This window comes from Pseudomonas sp. KB_15 (assembly GCF_052114525.1).
In the GTDB taxonomy this organism is placed as follows: domain Bacteria; phylum Pseudomonadota; class Gammaproteobacteria; order Pseudomonadales; family Pseudomonadaceae; genus Aquipseudomonas.
In genome coordinates, this window is the sequence record NZ_JBFREX010000005.1 from 184,621 (window position 1) to 199,531 (window position 14,911).

Annotated in this window: 16 protein-coding genes; all 16 read right to left on the minus strand. The window is 63.7% G+C overall.

The genetic code is table 11. The annotated features are described in order from the left end of the window. Positions 1-4 precede the first annotated feature (4 nt). On the minus strand, positions 5-2,545 hold the full coding sequence (locus AB4Z35_RS09105) for a phage tail tape measure protein (RefSeq protein ID WP_442096730.1): 2,541 nt from the start codon (positions 2,543-2,545) through the stop codon (positions 5-7). 132 nt (positions 2,546-2,677) lie between these two features. Then, the gene (locus AB4Z35_RS09110) at positions 2,678-2,995 is read right to left on the minus strand and encodes a phage tail assembly protein (RefSeq protein ID WP_442096731.1); all 318 of its coding nucleotides are present in this window, start codon (positions 2,993-2,995) and stop codon (positions 2,678-2,680) included. A gap of 11 nt (positions 2,996-3,006) precedes the next feature. Further along, positions 3,007-3,510: a phage major tail tube protein gene (locus AB4Z35_RS09115; protein WP_442096732.1), complete on the minus strand. Its 504-nt coding sequence runs from the start codon at positions 3,508-3,510 to the stop codon at positions 3,007-3,009. Between the two features lie 12 nt (positions 3,511-3,522). Beyond that, entirely contained in the window at positions 3,523-4,683 is a 1,161-nt protein-coding gene (locus tag AB4Z35_RS09120) for a phage tail sheath subtilisin-like domain-containing protein (protein WP_442096733.1), read from the minus strand. A 68-nt stretch (positions 4,684-4,751) separates the two neighbouring features. Next, positions 4,752-6,329: a phage tail protein gene (locus AB4Z35_RS09125; RefSeq protein ID WP_442096734.1), complete on the minus strand. Its 1,578-nt coding sequence runs from the start codon at positions 6,327-6,329 to the stop codon at positions 4,752-4,754. 55 nt (positions 6,330-6,384) lie between these two features. Next, positions 6,385-9,219 carry a phage tail protein gene (locus AB4Z35_RS09130; protein ID WP_442096735.1) on the minus strand — a complete coding sequence of 945 codons (2,835 nt, stop codon included), beginning with the start codon at positions 9,217-9,219 and terminating at the stop codon, positions 6,385-6,387. Next, positions 9,200-9,727, minus strand: coding sequence for a hypothetical protein (locus AB4Z35_RS09135; RefSeq protein ID WP_414920539.1), 528 nt, complete (start codon positions 9,725-9,727; stop codon positions 9,200-9,202). Before AB4Z35_RS09135 ends, AB4Z35_RS09130 begins: the two co-directional genes overlap by 20 nt. Beyond that, positions 9,724-10,362 (minus strand): phage tail protein I, encoded by a 639-nt coding sequence (locus AB4Z35_RS09140; RefSeq protein WP_442096736.1) that lies wholly within the window; start codon positions 10,360-10,362, stop codon positions 9,724-9,726. Before AB4Z35_RS09140 ends, AB4Z35_RS09135 begins: the two co-directional genes overlap by 4 nt. Beyond that, entirely contained in the window at positions 10,355-11,245 is an 891-nt protein-coding gene (locus tag AB4Z35_RS09145) for a baseplate assembly protein (protein ID WP_442096737.1), read from the minus strand. The genes AB4Z35_RS09140 and AB4Z35_RS09145 overlap by 8 nt, the downstream gene beginning before the upstream one ends. Continuing rightward, positions 11,242-11,568 (minus strand): GPW/gp25 family protein, encoded by a 327-nt coding sequence (locus AB4Z35_RS09150; protein ID WP_442096738.1) that lies wholly within the window; start codon positions 11,566-11,568, stop codon positions 11,242-11,244. Before AB4Z35_RS09150 ends, AB4Z35_RS09145 begins: the two co-directional genes overlap by 4 nt. Positions 11,569-11,572: 4 nt before the next feature. Further along, a complete protein-coding gene (locus AB4Z35_RS09155) occupies positions 11,573-11,779 on the minus strand; it encodes a hypothetical protein (RefSeq protein ID WP_442096739.1) in 207 nt (68 codons plus the stop codon). 57 nt (positions 11,780-11,836) lie between these two features. Then, a complete protein-coding gene (locus AB4Z35_RS09160; RefSeq protein ID WP_442096740.1) occupies positions 11,837-12,418 on the minus strand; it encodes a phage baseplate assembly protein V in 582 nt (193 codons plus the stop codon). Then, positions 12,415-12,939: a hypothetical protein gene (locus AB4Z35_RS09165; RefSeq protein WP_442096741.1), complete on the minus strand. Its 525-nt coding sequence runs from the start codon at positions 12,937-12,939 to the stop codon at positions 12,415-12,417. Before AB4Z35_RS09165 ends, AB4Z35_RS09160 begins: the two co-directional genes overlap by 4 nt. Then, the gene (locus AB4Z35_RS09170; protein ID WP_442096742.1) at positions 12,932-13,597 is read right to left on the minus strand and encodes a hypothetical protein; all 666 of its coding nucleotides are present in this window, start codon (positions 13,595-13,597) and stop codon (positions 12,932-12,934) included. Before AB4Z35_RS09170 ends, AB4Z35_RS09165 begins: the two co-directional genes overlap by 8 nt. Beyond that, positions 13,594-13,908, minus strand: a complete 315-nt coding sequence (locus AB4Z35_RS09175) for a head-tail joining protein (protein ID WP_442096743.1) — start codon at positions 13,906-13,908, stop codon at positions 13,594-13,596. The genes AB4Z35_RS09170 and AB4Z35_RS09175 overlap by 4 nt, the downstream gene beginning before the upstream one ends. 2 nt (positions 13,909-13,910) lie before the next feature. Further along, complete coding sequence (locus AB4Z35_RS09180) at positions 13,911-14,906, minus strand: major capsid protein (protein WP_442096744.1); 996 nt, start codon at positions 14,904-14,906, stop codon at positions 13,911-13,913. Positions 14,907-14,911 lie beyond the last annotated feature (5 nt).

Sequence of the window (14,911 nt, forward strand, 5' to 3'; positions counted from 1 at the left end):
CTCCTTACCCGACGTGCGGGCTGTCGTACAGTTGGCGAGCATTGGCCCGACGGGCCGAGTCTTCCAGCTCCCGCGAAAAGTCGCGGAATCGGTCCTGCAACATCGCGTCCAGCTGGCGGGTCAACTCTGCCGGGGCCTTTACATCGCCCTCGATCGTGATCGGCATATGCGGGGCAAAGGTGATTTTCTGATCGATCGCGGCCGGCTGGATCTCCGGCTTGAGCAACAGCGGCGACGGCGGTAGCGGCGGACCCGCCGGTGCCGTCATCGAGCGCACGACATCCCCCGGCGCCGACTCACTGCCAAACAGCGACTTGGCCAGCGTCGACTTGCCCAGCATCGCCCCCAGTGATTCGCCCCCCATCGCGCCCAGCATAGCGCCGACCATGCCGCCCACCGCCGTGCCGAGGATGGGCACCACCGAACCGATCGCCGCACCGGCAGCCGCACCGGCCACGGTCCCCGCCAGGCCGCCGGCGGCGGCGCCGTAGCCTTCGCCCTTCTCGTCGTCGGTCTTGGCCGTGTTGTACGTCTCAAAGACCTTGATACCCGCCTCAACCACCGTTTCGCCCGGAAGCGCCTTGCCCAGCTTGCCCAGCTTGCTCACCGTCCCGACCACATCCCGCAAGCCCAACCCAGCGGACGACGGCGCCGGTGGTGGTGCCGGTGGTGGTGCCGGTCGCGGCGACGGACGCGGGGCCGGTTGCGGTCGCGTCCCGGGCCGGCGCGATCGACGCGGCGCGCGCCGACTGCCGTCCCCCGCGCCCGGCCCGCCGAAGTCCCCGGCGTTGACCACAAAGACCTTTTGAATGTGCGCGGCAGGGACGCCCGGTTTGCCCCCGCCCGGGGCATCGGGCACTGTCCGGCCGGGGTCCACCGGATCACGGCGTCGACCGACTGACGGCGCCGGCGCATCGTCATCCGGGGCGCCGCCGTCACGCGCGCCCAACCGCCCCCGGCCGACGTTGAACACGCCCCGGCCGATCTTGATGGTTTTCAGCACCGTCATGGCCGCCAGCGCACTGGCGCCCAGGCCGGTCAGGCCCATGACCAGCGTCGGCGACGCATCGCTGATGCTGGTGATGCCCTTGGCCGCCGAGGCCAACCCGCTGGCCAGCGCATCGGTGGCCGGGCGAATCGCATCACCCACACTGCGCAACGCATCGTTGCCCGCTTGTAGCGCCTCGCTCCACTTTTGCGACGACGTATCGCGGCGCTCGGCCAGGTTCTTGTCGAGGATGCCCGAGGCGTTGCCCGCGTCCTTTTTCAGTTGGTCATACAAGGCCTTGTTCTGCACGTAGGCCGCCAGCGCTGACTTGACTTGCATGTCCGCGAAAATGTCGCCGGTGCGCAGCATCTGCTCCAGGTTGGCGAGCATTTCCTTGGCCTTGGCCGGGTCGGTCTCCTTGTTGATCTTGGCCGTCGCCTCGGCCATTGCCTGAGCCTTTTTCGGGTCGGTGGCTTCGACATACCGCTTGGCCAAGCCAAAACTCGCCTCCAGCGTCGACATGCCATTTTGAATGCCGTCATTGAGCGACTTCTGGTAATCAATCCCCGCGTCTGCATACGACTTGACCACATCCCCGGAACCGATTTTTTCGATCCAGTTCTTGAGGTTGTTGGCCGCCTCGTCGGCGGTGCCGGCGGTCTTCATCTGCACCTGGAGCATCGAGCCCAGTTGCGTTACCGCATCCATGCCAGTGATGCCCTGTTTCTGCATGCCGGCCAGCAATTCCGGGAACCAGCGCGCCATGTCGCTGGCTTCAAAGCTGCCCGCCTGGCCTTGGAAGGCGACCGCCTCCAAGGCCTTTTCCAACTGCCTGGGGTCGGTGATTTTGGCGTTACTCTGCAACGCATAAATCATCTTGGCGGTGTCGACCCCGGTCGAACCCTGACCGACGACGAACTTGGCGGCCACCGGGGCGAACTCCAGCGCCTGGCGCAGCTCCATGCCGGCGCCGACCAGCTGGTTAACCACGTTGGCCACGTCGTTGCGACCCATGCCGACGTCCTGCGACGTCTGAATCACCCGGCGCGACATCTGCGCTTCCTGGTCGGTCTTGGCCACCCCGGCCTTGATCGCGATGTCCCGGATGATCGCTTGATAGTCCGCGCTGACCTTGGCCGGGATCGCCACCAGGCCGGTGCCAATGGTGGCCTGGGCAATGCCATCGCGCAGGCCCTGCTTGCCCTGGTCAATCTGGTGGTGCCCCTTGGCCTGCAACTCCGCGCTGCGCCCAGCCCGGCCCAGGCGGTCATATTCGCGCGCCAGGCGGCCGACCTCGATGCCCTCCTTGCGCAGCACCGTCAGGTTGTTTTCCAGGCGGCGCAGCAACCCGGCGGCGCCTTTTTCGCCCGCGTCGTGGGCCTTTTTCCACTCACTTTGCAGGCGCATGGTTTCGCCGATGCTGCTTTGCAGCACCCGCGCTTTTTTGCCCTTGTCGCTCAGCGACTTGACGCGGTTTTCCACGTCCCGGAATGCGGCGCCCACGGTCGAGCTGACCGCGCCGCCGATCACCAGGCCGAGCGCCATCTTGTTTGCCATAGGAATGCCCTGTTACGCGTAACGAAGGGAAAGGCTCAATCCGTGAGCCACCAAAGCATGCGGTCGAACCGCATGGCTTCGATTTCGCTGGCCGAGAAATGCGTCTCCCGGGCCAGCCGCTTGGCCACCGCCTTAATTGTCGTAGGGGTAAGGCTCATCATCTTCGACCAGGCGAAAATAACCGGCCTGAATGCGGTTGTAGTCCACGATCGTCAGCGCCTCCATGTCCTTGGTGCCGGCGTCCGCCAACGAGGCGAACAGGATCACCTCGCGCTTTTCCGCATCGCCAGCGGCTTGCAGGGTGGCGGCGCGCAACTCGGCCACCGTGGGCGCGCGCAGGCTAACGCGCTGGACTTTCACCTGGTTAATGTCCGAAGCCTTGCGCAAGGTGATGTTTGCGCCCTCGTCGGTCAGTTCCAGCCAGCTAGGCAGTGTCTTGGTAGTCGTCATCGTCTTAATCCTTAAATGCCCAGGGCGGCGCGTACATCGGCCAGTTGATCCACGCCATCAATGACGCGCACGCAGTTGACCGGGTCGATTTCGAACATCACCCGGCCGTCGATTTCCAGCTTGTAATAGGTCACAGACACCGCGTACTTGAACTCAGCCTTTTCGCCCGCCTTCCACTCCCCCGGATCGACTTCACGCAGGCCGCCACGCAGGGTGGCCACCACCGCCTTAGTCGCGCCCTTCTGGCCCTTGAACGCGCCCCGGAACGACGCGTTAAAGCCGGTCTGATCGAAGGCGCCGAAGTGCTTCAGCACCTCGCGGCGCACGCCGTTGGTGGTGAAACTGGCGTCCAGCTTCTCCAGCCCCATGTCCATGTCGATTGGCGCATCCATGCCGCCGGCGCGGTATTCCTCGACCTTGACCGCCAGCTTGGGCAAATTCAGGCTCGGGACATCGCCTTGCAGGCTGATACCACCGACAAACATGTTGGTGTTGTGCAGTACTTCAGGAATCATTTGCGCGCCTCCTTAGGCTACGTCGAGAACTTCGGTCATCCACTGGTTGGTTACCTCGACTTCGAAAATCGGGTTTTCCGCCGGCGGCACATCAGAGAAACGAATCGACCAGACCACCTTGCCCTGCTCGATCTGGGTCGCGGTGTTGCGCTCGGGGTCGGCAAAAACCTCGAAGTTGATCACCGCGCCCTGGGCCTTGAGGTCGCGCATAAAGGCGTTGAGGCCTTCGGTCACTTCCTTGATGTAGGTCTTGGTGATGCCCAGGTCGACCGCCCAACGGTGGCCCGCCTGGATCGCCGCCATGACCATGTCGACGGTGCGCACACGGGTGACAAACGACCATTTCTCGTCGCTGGACAGGGTGCGGTTGCCCCACGCCCGATAACCGCCGTCGCGAATGATGGTGGTGATCTTGGCGTTGTTGAGGATGTTGGCCCGGCACGACGGGTCGTTGTCCAGGTACTCCACGGCGCGGCCGGTGCCGGTGATGCCGGCGATTTCCTTGTTCGACGGCGACGACCAAAAGCCATAACGCGCGTCGGTCTGCGCGAACAGCCCGGCCATCATGGCCGAGGCCGGCAGGATCTCTTCGGCGTCGGTGGTGGTGTTCCAGCGCTTGATGCCCGGGTCGACCAGGAACAGGCGTTTGTTGCTCAGCTCGGTGGCGTAGGCAATCGCCGCCTCGTCGGTCGTGCCCGGGCCATCGACGATGCCGATTGCACCCAGCTTGCCCACCAGCACCCCCATGGCCATGGCCACCGCCTCGGTCGCGCTGTGCTTGGGCGCCACGACCAGCCGCGGTTGCAGGTTGAACAGACTCTTACCGTCCAGCAGGGCTTGCAGGCCGGTGCGCTTACCATTTGCCTGGACACCACCGATCACTGCGCTGGTCAGCGCCGCCGCCTCGCCCGAGGACGTCACACCGACCGCGACAATGACCGCCGCCGCCTGGTCAAAAATCGTCAGGGCGGCCTTGGTGATCGGCGAGTTAGCGCCAAACGCGGCCACCGCCTCGCGCGGGCTGGTCAGCAGGGTGGGCACGTTGTCCTCCACCAGACCCAGCCCCGGGGTGAAGGTGTCGACCAGGCCGATGATCGACGACGACGGCAAGCTGATAATGCGGGCGCCGGACTCGACCAGGCTGGTCGTGACACCGTGAAAGAAGCCACTCATAAAAACGCTCTCCTAAGAAACGAAAAAACCGCCCAATTGGCGGTTGCGTGAAACGGGTATTGCCTGAATTACATCGGGGTCATGCGGTAGCCCACGGCGAGCCAGCGCACGCCGATGTTCTGCACATTGCTGTTCCATTCGGCGAAACTCAGGGTGAAGCCGGCGGTGGTCATGGAACCTTCGTTCAGGGCACACGTCACCGTCGCGGCCGCGACATTGCCGCCAGGCAGTTGGGTAATCACCGGCAAGACAATGAAAGGCGCCGTATCAAAGTACCAGTTGAAGCCAAACGGCACGTTCCACATCCCGCCGGGTGCGTCCCCGAGTTCGCGGACACCCCATTGCACAAGTAGCCCGGTGTTTTTGTCCCACCAGAAACCATTGGCGCTGTGCCACAGCGACGCCGGCGACGCGGCGCCAATGTTCGCCCGGGCCGATCCCGCGTCCCAGCCGCCGGTCCCGCCGCGCGACAGCGGCAGTTGACCCGAGACCATGGCGCTGGCATCAAAGCCGGCCAACGTCAGCGCCACGTGGGCGTTCGCTGAACCATCCATCCAGGCCCCGCCAGTGGCGGCGCCGGAAAAGCTCAGGAGACGCCCGGTCTGCCACTGCGTCGCGCTGGCCGCATTGCCCGTGGTGTTGCGGGTCAGGGTGCCGCTGGTGATCTTGCTGGCATCGAGCGCCGGAATGTCCGCCGCCGTCAGGCCCATGCCTTCCACCACCAGGCCCTTGGCATTGACCCGGACCTTACCGTAACTGCCGGCCGACACGCCGCTGTTGCCCAGCGTCAAGTTGATATCGACGTTGCCCGAGCCATCAAACAGGCCATTGCCCGCCAGGTCGCCGCTGTAACTGATCTTGCGCGCGGTCTGCAACTTGGTCGCCGTGCCCGCGTTGCCGGTGGTGTTGCGGTCCAGCGTGCCGCTGGTGATCTTGCTGGCATCGAGCGCCGGAATGTCCGCCGCCGCCAGATTGCCCGCCGACTTCACCCGGCCTTTGTCGTCGACCGTAACCTTGGTGTAAGTGCCCCCGGCGACGCCGGTCTTGGACAGCGCCAGGGCGATGCTCAACGGCGCCGAGCCGTCGAACTGGCCCTGCCCCGTGGCGTCGCCCGTGAGCGCGATGGCGCGCGGCGTCTTCAGCTTGCGCGCGCTGGCCGCCTCGCCCTGGTCGATCGCCTCCTGGACCACGCCGAGGGTGGCCGTGACCGTGTTCGGGTCGTTGATGATTTGCACGGTGGCCGTGCTGCTGACCTGGATCACCAGGCGGATCACCTGGGTGCGGCCGCTGCCCTGCTCGCGCACCGGCTTGTAGGTGGCCGGGTAGCTGGCCACGGCGATGAGTAGCCCGGCGTCGTCGTACAGACCGACCTCGCGCACCCACCAGCCGCCCATTTCCGGCAACAGAATACCCTCGGCGACGATCGCCGACTTTTCGCTTTGCGCCGTGAGCCGGTTCAAATTGAAACGGTATTTTTCGCCGATCAGCTTCTTTTGCAATTTCGACGGTAGCGGCGTGACCCCGTTGCCATCCCCGACCGCCATCTTGGGAATTTTCCACGGTGTCCCGTTGGCAATGGACTTGGCCAACTGCGCCGCGCCTACCTCCGTCAGCATCGCGATATAAATAATATCCTGCTCTGCCATACCTGCGCCTTGTGTTGAAGTCTGCGCCCCGCCTTACCGGCGGGGCCTTGAATGGCTACGCCGGAAGCGGCGCGCCGTAGATGTTCGCCCCGGGCCCGTGGGTGCGGTACTGAATGTAAAGGCTCAGGCCGCGCAGGATTTCCCCGGCCCAAAAGCCGAAGAACATGCCGTTATCGGTGCCCAGGCGCACCCCCGGCGACCAACTGCCGTTCATAGCTTGGCCCGGCACGGGCGTGACCACGTAGTGCTGCTGTAGCTCGCTGACGCAGGCCTCGATCAGCACATCCAGCTCAGCCACCTGACTGCCCGCCAAACCCGCCATACAGGCCCCAGCCAGCCACAGGCCGGTCATGTGCCCGGTGAAGTCGTCCGGCACCGGCTGCGGCACGCTGGCCATGGGAAAATCCGTGGGCAATACCCCGTTGTGCGCCTTCACAAACTGAATCAACCAGGTGATCCAGTTTTCCGCGTAGGCGATCAGCTTGGGCGGCACCGGCTTGCCCTGCTGCACCAGTTCATACCAGGCGCGACAGGCGCCGAAAAAGGCCCGGGACTGGTAGCCGCTCCAGGCAGTACCGTCGCCCCAGTGGTGCATGGTCCAGGTGTCCGGGTCGCCGTACTTGAAGTTATCCCAGCGGTTCCACACGTAGGCCGAGGCGCCCGGGCCGAGCTGGCCGAACCGCTGCTGATACCACTGCTGCGAGTCGTACAGAAAATCGACCATGTGCTTCAGTTCGTTGACGTACTGGTCCAGCGGATCGATGCAGTAAATAAACGGGTACTGATAGCCCGGGTAGGGCATGCCGTGCCACGCGCCGATCTGGTCGGCGCCCTCCGAGTAGATGTTGGAAAACGGGATCACCCCGGGGCAATAGGCCAATGAATCGTTGCGGTAATCGCGAATCGTGCAATCACCCACCAGCGCCCGAAACTTCGCCTGGCCGCTGACCGTCAACCGATATTGCAGCGTGTAACCGTCTTCCTCGGCGAAGGCCGGCGGCAGCTCGTTGACGCAGTAATATTCAAACGTCAGGTTGGTGTCCGACGAATCCATCAAAATGCTGAATTCCTCAATCTGCGAATACACCGGCGCCGCCGGGTCAGGCCGCCCCGCCGCGCCCGGCTGATAACCCGACAGCGTCGCGTCCTCCGGGCGAATCTGCAAAGTGACAAAGGCGTCGCCAGTCGGCGGCAGCATCCACCACCAGCGCCAGCCGTTGTCATCGGCAAAGCGCAAGTTGAAATAGCCGTCCGCTCGATAGGTGATGCTCTGCATCGGCGCCTTTTCGCTGGCCAGCAGGTAATGCCCGATCGAGTACCAGCCCTCATCATCGGGGAAAAACGATTTCACCACCGTGCCGGCGCGCCCTTCAAAAATCGCCGGTTCGTAACTCTCCACCGAAACGATATCGTCCGAACTCGACACGGCGCGCAGGTCGGCCATGATGTACTCGCTGCCGTCGTCCTTGGTCAGGCGATTGAACTGCGACAGCGGTATGTCGTGCGTCACCAGCTCGACGCTGGACACCGACTTGGGCAGCGCACAGCCGTACTTGATGCCACTGCCCTCGGTCTTGTCTTGGGAAATGGTCAATTCCACCTTGGCCGTCAGCGGGCCGTTGTTGATGTCGACGCCGCCGTAACAGGTGCGCACCAGCGACGCCGGGGTAATGCGAAACCACACCGATTGCTGCTCGATCGACACCTGGGCGGCCGCGTCGGTCTGCATCGTGATGTAGCCCAGCGAGTCGCGACCCAGCACCGGCGTGACCGCCTCCGGGTAGGTGAACTCATAGGAAATGCCATCGGTAAATGGCGTGCCCGCCGTCGTGCTCTGCCGAAAAAAGCGGTCGGTCGAGTCGATTTGCGTGTACTCGTGCGCGGTGAAGCGGCACGCGTCCATGGCCTTCTTGTAGCGACTTTCGCCGGTGATCCGCCACAGCAGATAACAGGCGTCCATGTACCACTCTTCACCGTCCGCCGCGTTGCCCATCTGGTTGACACTGCCCAGCAGCGGCACATGCAGCGGCCGGTTGTGCTGCACCGCGTTACGCGGGATCAGGTAGCCGCCGTGCTCGACCGGCTGCCGGGTCGCATAGTTGAACTTGTGCACGCCGTTGAGGCTGGTGTTTTTCAGTTGGACCCGGCCGCGCTCGGCCAGCGGGTGGCCCTCCGACAACACGTCGCCATCCCAATTAATTTTTTGCCCGGTCCAGGCAATGATCCAATCGACGTCATATTGCACGCCGGCCTGATCCCAATCGGTCGCGCCGTCCGGCTTCACGCCCTTGACGGTTGCGTTGATCGCGTCCCAGGCCAGCGCCCCGTCAAAGGCAAACGTGGCCTTGTCCAGGTACTCGCCCCAGTGCGGCGCCCCGTGCGGAATCGCCAGCGCGCCGTTGCTGAAAGTGAATTCCACGCCCTTGAAGCCGCTGTGCGTGGGCTCGGCGGCGTTGATCGGCCAGTTGGCCAGCACCGGCTCCTTGGAATTGACAATCCAGTTGGCTATCCGCCGCTGCGGCGTCTCCGGGATCGGCTGGCCCACGTAAAAATACGCCTCGTAGGCTTCCCAGCACCACACGGCCGCCTCCAGGTAACGCGGGTCGCGGGTGGCCAGGTAGGCATGCGCATAGCCGAGGATCTGCAAGGCCTGGCCTTCGGTGGTGCCGTCGCCGTTGGGCTGGTACTCCATTTGCGAATGCGCGATGAAATGCCGGTTGTTCGCCAGCACGCCTTGAGTGTTCTGCACGTAGTGCTGCACCGTGGCGTCGAGGGTGTCGCCGGTGTTGCGTTGCAGGAAGCGGTGGTGCCCTTCGATCATGCTCAGGGCATTGGCCAGCGTGGCTTTCTGGCTGGTCGGGCGGCGACTGTTAAGCGGGACTTGAAACATTGAACCAACCCCCCTCATAAAGCCCGAGCCAATGCGCACCATCCCAGGTGAACGTCACCAGGTCGGCCGCGCCGGTTTCATACGACAGCAACGGCGGCCGGTTGCCCGACCATTGAATGCCGGCCGGGAACGTCACCTGGTTGGCCCCGGTGCCTTGCACCAGGCGCACGGTAAACGACCAGGTATAACCGGCCGGCACCGCCGTGTTGAGAAACGTCAGCGCGCAGTGCGGCTGATCCAGGGTCACGTCAAAGAACGACACCCCAGCGATATAATTCACATCCAAGGCCCGCGCCGTGCCCGCCGACGCGATCGCCACGCGGCGCGGCAGCAACAGCCCGCCCACCAGGTTGGTGATCATCCCCGACAGCGCCTGAAAGGTCGGAGCCGGTCCCGACTCGGTGTCGACGACCTCGCTGGCCGGCTTGTGCACGATGTCGTGTGCCACTTGCGCCGCCGCCTCCAGCAATTCGATGGCGGCGCGCTGGCGGTCTGAAAGTTCGCTCATGTAACCCTCATCAGTCCGGGTAATAGGTGGTTGCTGAAATAGTTCAGGTCGTTGGCCAGCATGATCAACTCAAGGTCCAGGAAGTCCCCTGCCATCAGCTCCGGCGACAGGATTTCGGCCTCATCGCCCGAGAACACGGCCGCGCCCAGGTGAAACACCCCGTTCGGGCTGTAGGTAATACTCAGGCCCACCAGGTGCCGGCTGACCGGCTTGGTGTCGGTGATCATCCGTTCCAGCTCGGCAATGCCGCGATCGCTCAGGCCGGTATCGAGCAACGCCAGGCCGAGGCTAAAGGTGCCCGGCGGCCCCATCGGCTCCAGCTGCCACCACTCGGCAATCTCGATGATGTCGGCGAATGGCTCGACCACCTGGCGCAACGCCGCGATCGTGCCCTTGCGCTTGTGAATCTCGAACGACGCACGCACCGCCTTGCGCTTGATGTCCTCCGACCATTCCGGGTCCCAGCGGTCCACGCTGCGCTCAATGGCCAGCCAGGGCAGCATGTTGGCCGAGCAATTTTCCGGCGACTTGGTGTCGCGCAGCACGTCCGCCAGCCCCGGGTTTTCCAGGCCCACTTGCGCCAGGGCCTGCTCCAGCGGCGTGCGGTTGGACGGCAACAGGCTGGCATCATTCATCGGTGCCCCCGATCGTCACCAGCGAGCGGATGCAGTTGGCCGCCTGGTGATCAGCGATCACCACATCCGCCGCCGGCTTGATCAACTCGACCCGCTGCACCCGCGACACATGCAGCGCGGCATGGATCGCCGAGCGCCGAATGTCGCGGCCCAAACGGCGCTGGGTGTTGACGTAGCGTTTCATTGAGGCGTTGGCCTCGATCAGACTCAGTTCGTTTTCCGGGCCCGGGTACAGGTACAGCACCGCCTCAATTTCGTAATTGATCAGCTCGGCCGACTGCACAATCACCCGATCGCCGACCGGGCGAATGGTCTCATCGCTCAGCGCGAGGCGGATATTGTTCAACAGGTCTTCGGTGGCCACGCCCCCATTGAGCCGGTTAAGGATGCTCACCAGCACCGTGGCCGGGCTCGGGCTGCTGGCCTTGGCGTCGGCCACCCGGCCATCGGCCGACAGCGCGTGAAACTCATAGGCGCCGCTCGGCCCCGCCACGGCCATGCCTTCGAAGGCCAGCAACACCCGTTCCATCAGCGAATTGTCTTCCTCGTACTGCGCTTCGATCGGCGGCACAGCCGTGGGGTCGGCCTCGATCACGGTCAGGCGCTTGACGTTGTAGTTGGCCGCCAGGTGATCGAGGTCGGTTTTGCGCGCATAGGCCACCAATTGCGCCTTGGCCGCGTCATTGATCCGGGCCCGGGTCATCAGCTTTTCATAGGCCGCCCGCTCCAACAGCTTGACCACCGGGTCCGACTCCAGGTCGGCGTTCCAGTTGGCACCCATCAGCGCGCGAAACTCGGTCAGCGCCTGCTGGTAATACTCTTCAAAGCTCAGCACCTCGATCACGGTCGGCGCCGGCAGGCTGGCCAGGTCCAGAGTGCTCATGCGTCCACCTCAGTCTCAATCTGCAAATCGTTGAAGGTGCCGCGCAAGCGAAAGCGCACTTGACCATCCAGCACCGCGATCACCTGGATGCTTTCCAGCGTCAGGCGTGTTTCCCAGCGCCCCAGGGCGCGGGCGGCCTCGGCCTGCACGGCGCTTTTCCAACCGGCGTTAACCGGCAGGTCGACGAAGCGGCGCACCTTGCTGCCGTACTCGGGCCGCATCACCCGCGAGCCCAGCGGCGTGCCGAGGATGTCGGCAATGGACTGGCGCAAGTGCTCGATGCCCGATATCGGCTGCCCCGTCTGGCGGTCCATTCCGATCATGGGTTTACTCCGGCAAGCGCTGGAAAGCCGGGTCGCTGTCGAGGAACGCCAGCGCCTCGGCGTCGGCACTGCTGACCGTGACCTGGCCGACCGCTACCGCATGCTGTCGGCCACTGTTCATGATCAGGGTGCGCGACGTGAACGCGCTGTCCTGGTAGGTGATCGGTCGCGGGCTTTCCGCCTCGGCCTTGGGGGTAGTGGGATTGGCCACAGTGTTCTCCAGGTAACAAAAAGCCCGCACGCGGCGGGCTGGTTAAAGGGGTTGCGTTTAGTGCTGGTGGTTCGGCGTGTTGCCGGCGGTGTCGATGATCGATCCGCCGCCGAGAATGTCGGCCGTTACGCGTAACGCGCCATTGATCAGCACATCACCGAAAATCGTCACGTCACCGTCCAGGGCGATCGCGCCGGACGTCACCACCACGGCGTTATCCGTCACGGTGGCGGCCGAACTGCCGACTTCGATGTCCACCGACCCGCTCGGCAGGACAATGCTGTAACGCTTGGCCTGCCAGTCGTAGGTCAGCGAGCCACCATCGTCGAACAGCCAGCGCTCGACATGGTCGCGGCTGTCCGGGGCCGGTCCCGCGTTGCCGTACAGCCCCGGCACAAAGGTGCCTTGTGACACGTCACCGCTGGCACTGATCAACGCGCCCTGCTCGTTCATGCTCGGCACCCGCCAGTGCCGGGCCTTGCCGGCGGCCAAACTGTGCCAGCGCACCCAGGCGCTGACCCATTCGCCGTCCGACACCCGACACACCGGCGGCACCGCCGCCAAGTCCAGGGCGACCACGTAGCAATGCTTGACCAGTCCGGCCAGCATGCGGTCGTGTTCGGCATTGGCGTAATTCATCCAGCCTCCGGCGCCACCAGCGACTCGTCAGGGTCCACCGCGCCCGGATGGATGGCGATCAGCAGCGTGCCGGGCGGCTCATCCGGCCAGGGCCATTCGATCTCACCCAGGTAGATCTGCTGCGTCCATTCCACCACCCAGACGGTGTAACCATCCAGCTCGGGTTTGGTCCAGTCCTGCGAGGCCTGAATGAACTCGGCAGGCTCGACCGCCAAACCCCAATTTTGCAGGCGCAGCAGCACGGCAATTTGCGCAGCCAAGTGCGCGGCCTTCTGTTGATGATGGGCCTGCTCGGGCGCCACGATTACCCGCGCCTCGAACTTGGCCACCAGCGTCGCCTCGCCGGTACCGATGTCTCGACCCGGTTCCAACTCGGCCAGCTCAAGAAACACCGCAGGCAGGGCCACCCGGTCCCGGATATCCGGACAAGTAGCTACGAACTGCACAGCAGGCAATGCCTCACGCAGATGTTGCTCGATCGCACTGTAGAGTTGATCCAGGCTGAATGGTTGATCAGACACGCGAGCTCCCCTTCATAGATTTCTGCAGTTCAAAATTCAGCTCTTGCTTGAGCACCACCAGTAATCGCTCATTGGCGCGCCGGGTCCACGACTCGAAATGCGGACGAACGTCTTCGAGCGAAACCTTGGCTTTCGCCAAAGGGAATCGGTTGTCGTTTTCCGCGATCCATCCTGAGCGATGACCTCCGCCGGTGGATGCGTGAGTGTCTGGGTAATCATCGACAGAAAATTGCTTGCTGCCGGTGCGTATCCAGATATCAGCCCGACTGCCGTAAACCCGTTTGAAGAACGCCCCCCGGTACCGACGACCTGCTACCGACACGCCTGCCTTGCCCTGCCGAGGGCGACCGATGCGGCTCGCTTCGATGGGGTTGATACCGAACCAGAGTTTGCCCTGTCCGGTGCTCCCCTTGACCGGGTAGCTACGCAGCCGTTGCCGAACCGCAGCCACCGCGATGCGCTCCTGTTTACCGACCGTGCGCGCGATCTGGGTGCGCAACCATCCGAGGGTCTTGTTGATCGCCCGCCGCTGGGCATTTGCTGCAGCCTTCGGCACCCGTGCCGCAAATTCCTGGAAGGCCTGAAGATCGGAGGCTGAAGGCTGCAGCGTGATCATCGCGCTGTTGGCGGATGTCTTGTAGTAACTCCCAACACTCATGCCTGCATCCTCAATATCAGTGCCACCAGACCATCCCCGCTGGGTTCGACATTGACCAGGGTATAAACGCCGCCGCCGTCCAGCGCCGGCAAATCAATACGCACCGTCTGCGTCTTGTCCACTCCGTCGGCATCGGCCACACGAATGACAAAGCGCGGCTCCCGCAGGCCTGTGTTCAGCCGCCCCATCTGCGGCTGAAGCCAAGGCGCAGAAAACATGCCCAGGACCTGGCGACCTTCGATGTAACCAGTGTCAGCCAGGGTGTCGAACACGGTGCTGTCGATGTCATCGACCAGGTCCCGAAAGCTCATGCTTAGAGCTTCAGGCGAAGCAGCGCGCGCGGACGCGTGCACAGGTGCAAGGGGTTGGATTGGGCTTCGCCCGCCACGCCCTTGCCAAACGGCAGCGTTTCGATTCGGCTGTAGTACGGAATACCCAGGGTATTGACCGTTTCCATGTAGTCCGCGGGAGCGAACGCGGAGATAAACAGATCCGGTACCCCTTCTGGCGCCAGGCGCGCTTCATCATCCGGGACATAGGCCACTCCACCGACCTTGCCGCGGTAACGCTCCCAAACGATCCCGCCAAATTCGAAGCTATCTCGCGCATCTCCGCGTAGCGCGGCTGCCTGGACGCTGTTCAGGTAGGTTTCTTTGACCGATTTATGCGCCACCAGCTTGTTCCAAAACGTCTTGCCACAGAACGCACGGGAGCCCGAGCTGGTGGTGCTGCCCAGCGCATCCTCCTGCATGTCTAGCGCGTCACCGCACTTGACCCGCACCTCGGTGTCGGCGGCGTTTAGGCCCATCGACAGCTCTTGGCGCTGGACACCAAAGCGGTCATAGATGTTAAGCAGCACACGTTGACCATCGGCATCCAGAATCAGGCCGTTCAGGGCGCCGGCTCGCTGGAATTCATGGGTGGCATCCAGTTGACGGCGAGCCTTGGCCAGCCGTGCGTTGACCACATCCTGGACTGCCTGCAGCTCGGTTTGCTCACCGAAGGCACGGATGCCCTGAACCTCATCAGCGCGAATGGTGAAGCGCTCCGGCAGGTGCACGGTGTTAAACGGGATCAGATCACGCTTGCTGGCACCGACCACCAAACCCGAAGTGCCGCGTTCGCCGGCGGGTACCAGCGCCAAGGTGTCGCCGTCTTTTTCGATCTGGACGGTCAGGGTGGTGACGCCCTCCTCCTGGAACAGGCCGAGACTGCTGATGCGTCCGGGCAGATAGGCCTGCTCATTGATGGCATGGGTCAGGGAAGAAACAGAGAACGCCTGCTCTTCAAAAATGGCGATATCGGCCATGAAGG

Coding starts and splice junctions, on each gene's coding strand:
- AB4Z35_RS09160 (WP_442096740.1), bottom strand. CDS start 12,418: ATGAATTACGCCAATGCCGAACACGACCGCATGCTGGCCGGACTGGTC.
- AB4Z35_RS09130 (WP_442096735.1), bottom strand. CDS start 9,219: ATGTTTCAAGTCCCGCTTAACAGTCGCCGCCCGACCAGCCAGAAAGCC.
- AB4Z35_RS09115 (WP_442096732.1), bottom strand. CDS start 3,510: ATGATTCCTGAAGTACTGCACAACACCAACATGTTTGTCGGTGGTATC.
- AB4Z35_RS09145 (WP_442096737.1), bottom strand. CDS start 11,245: ATGAGCACTCTGGACCTGGCCAGCCTGCCGGCGCCGACCGTGATCGAG.
- AB4Z35_RS09150 (WP_442096738.1), bottom strand. CDS start 11,568: ATGATCGGAATGGACCGCCAGACGGGGCAGCCGATATCGGGCATCGAG.
- AB4Z35_RS09170 (WP_442096742.1), bottom strand. CDS start 13,597: ATGAGTGTTGGGAGTTACTACAAGACATCCGCCAACAGCGCGATGATC.
- AB4Z35_RS09135 (WP_414920539.1), bottom strand. CDS start 9,727: ATGAGCGAACTTTCAGACCGCCAGCGCGCCGCCATCGAATTGCTGGAG.
- AB4Z35_RS09140 (WP_442096736.1), bottom strand. CDS start 10,362: ATGAATGATGCCAGCCTGTTGCCGTCCAACCGCACGCCGCTGGAGCAG.
- AB4Z35_RS09175 (WP_442096743.1), bottom strand. CDS start 13,908: ATGAGCTTTCGGGACCTGGTCGATGACATCGACAGCACCGTGTTCGAC.
- AB4Z35_RS09105 (WP_442096730.1), bottom strand. CDS start 2,545: ATGGCAAACAAGATGGCGCTCGGCCTGGTGATCGGCGGCGCGGTCAGC.
- AB4Z35_RS09110 (WP_442096731.1), bottom strand. CDS start 2,995: ATGACGACTACCAAGACACTGCCTAGCTGGCTGGAACTGACCGACGAG.
- AB4Z35_RS09120 (WP_442096733.1), bottom strand. CDS start 4,683: ATGAGTGGCTTCTTTCACGGTGTCACGACCAGCCTGGTCGAGTCCGGC.
- AB4Z35_RS09180 (WP_442096744.1), bottom strand. CDS start 14,906: ATGGCCGATATCGCCATTTTTGAAGAGCAGGCGTTCTCTGTTTCTTCC.
- AB4Z35_RS09125 (WP_442096734.1), bottom strand. CDS start 6,329: ATGGCAGAGCAGGATATTATTTATATCGCGATGCTGACGGAGGTAGGC.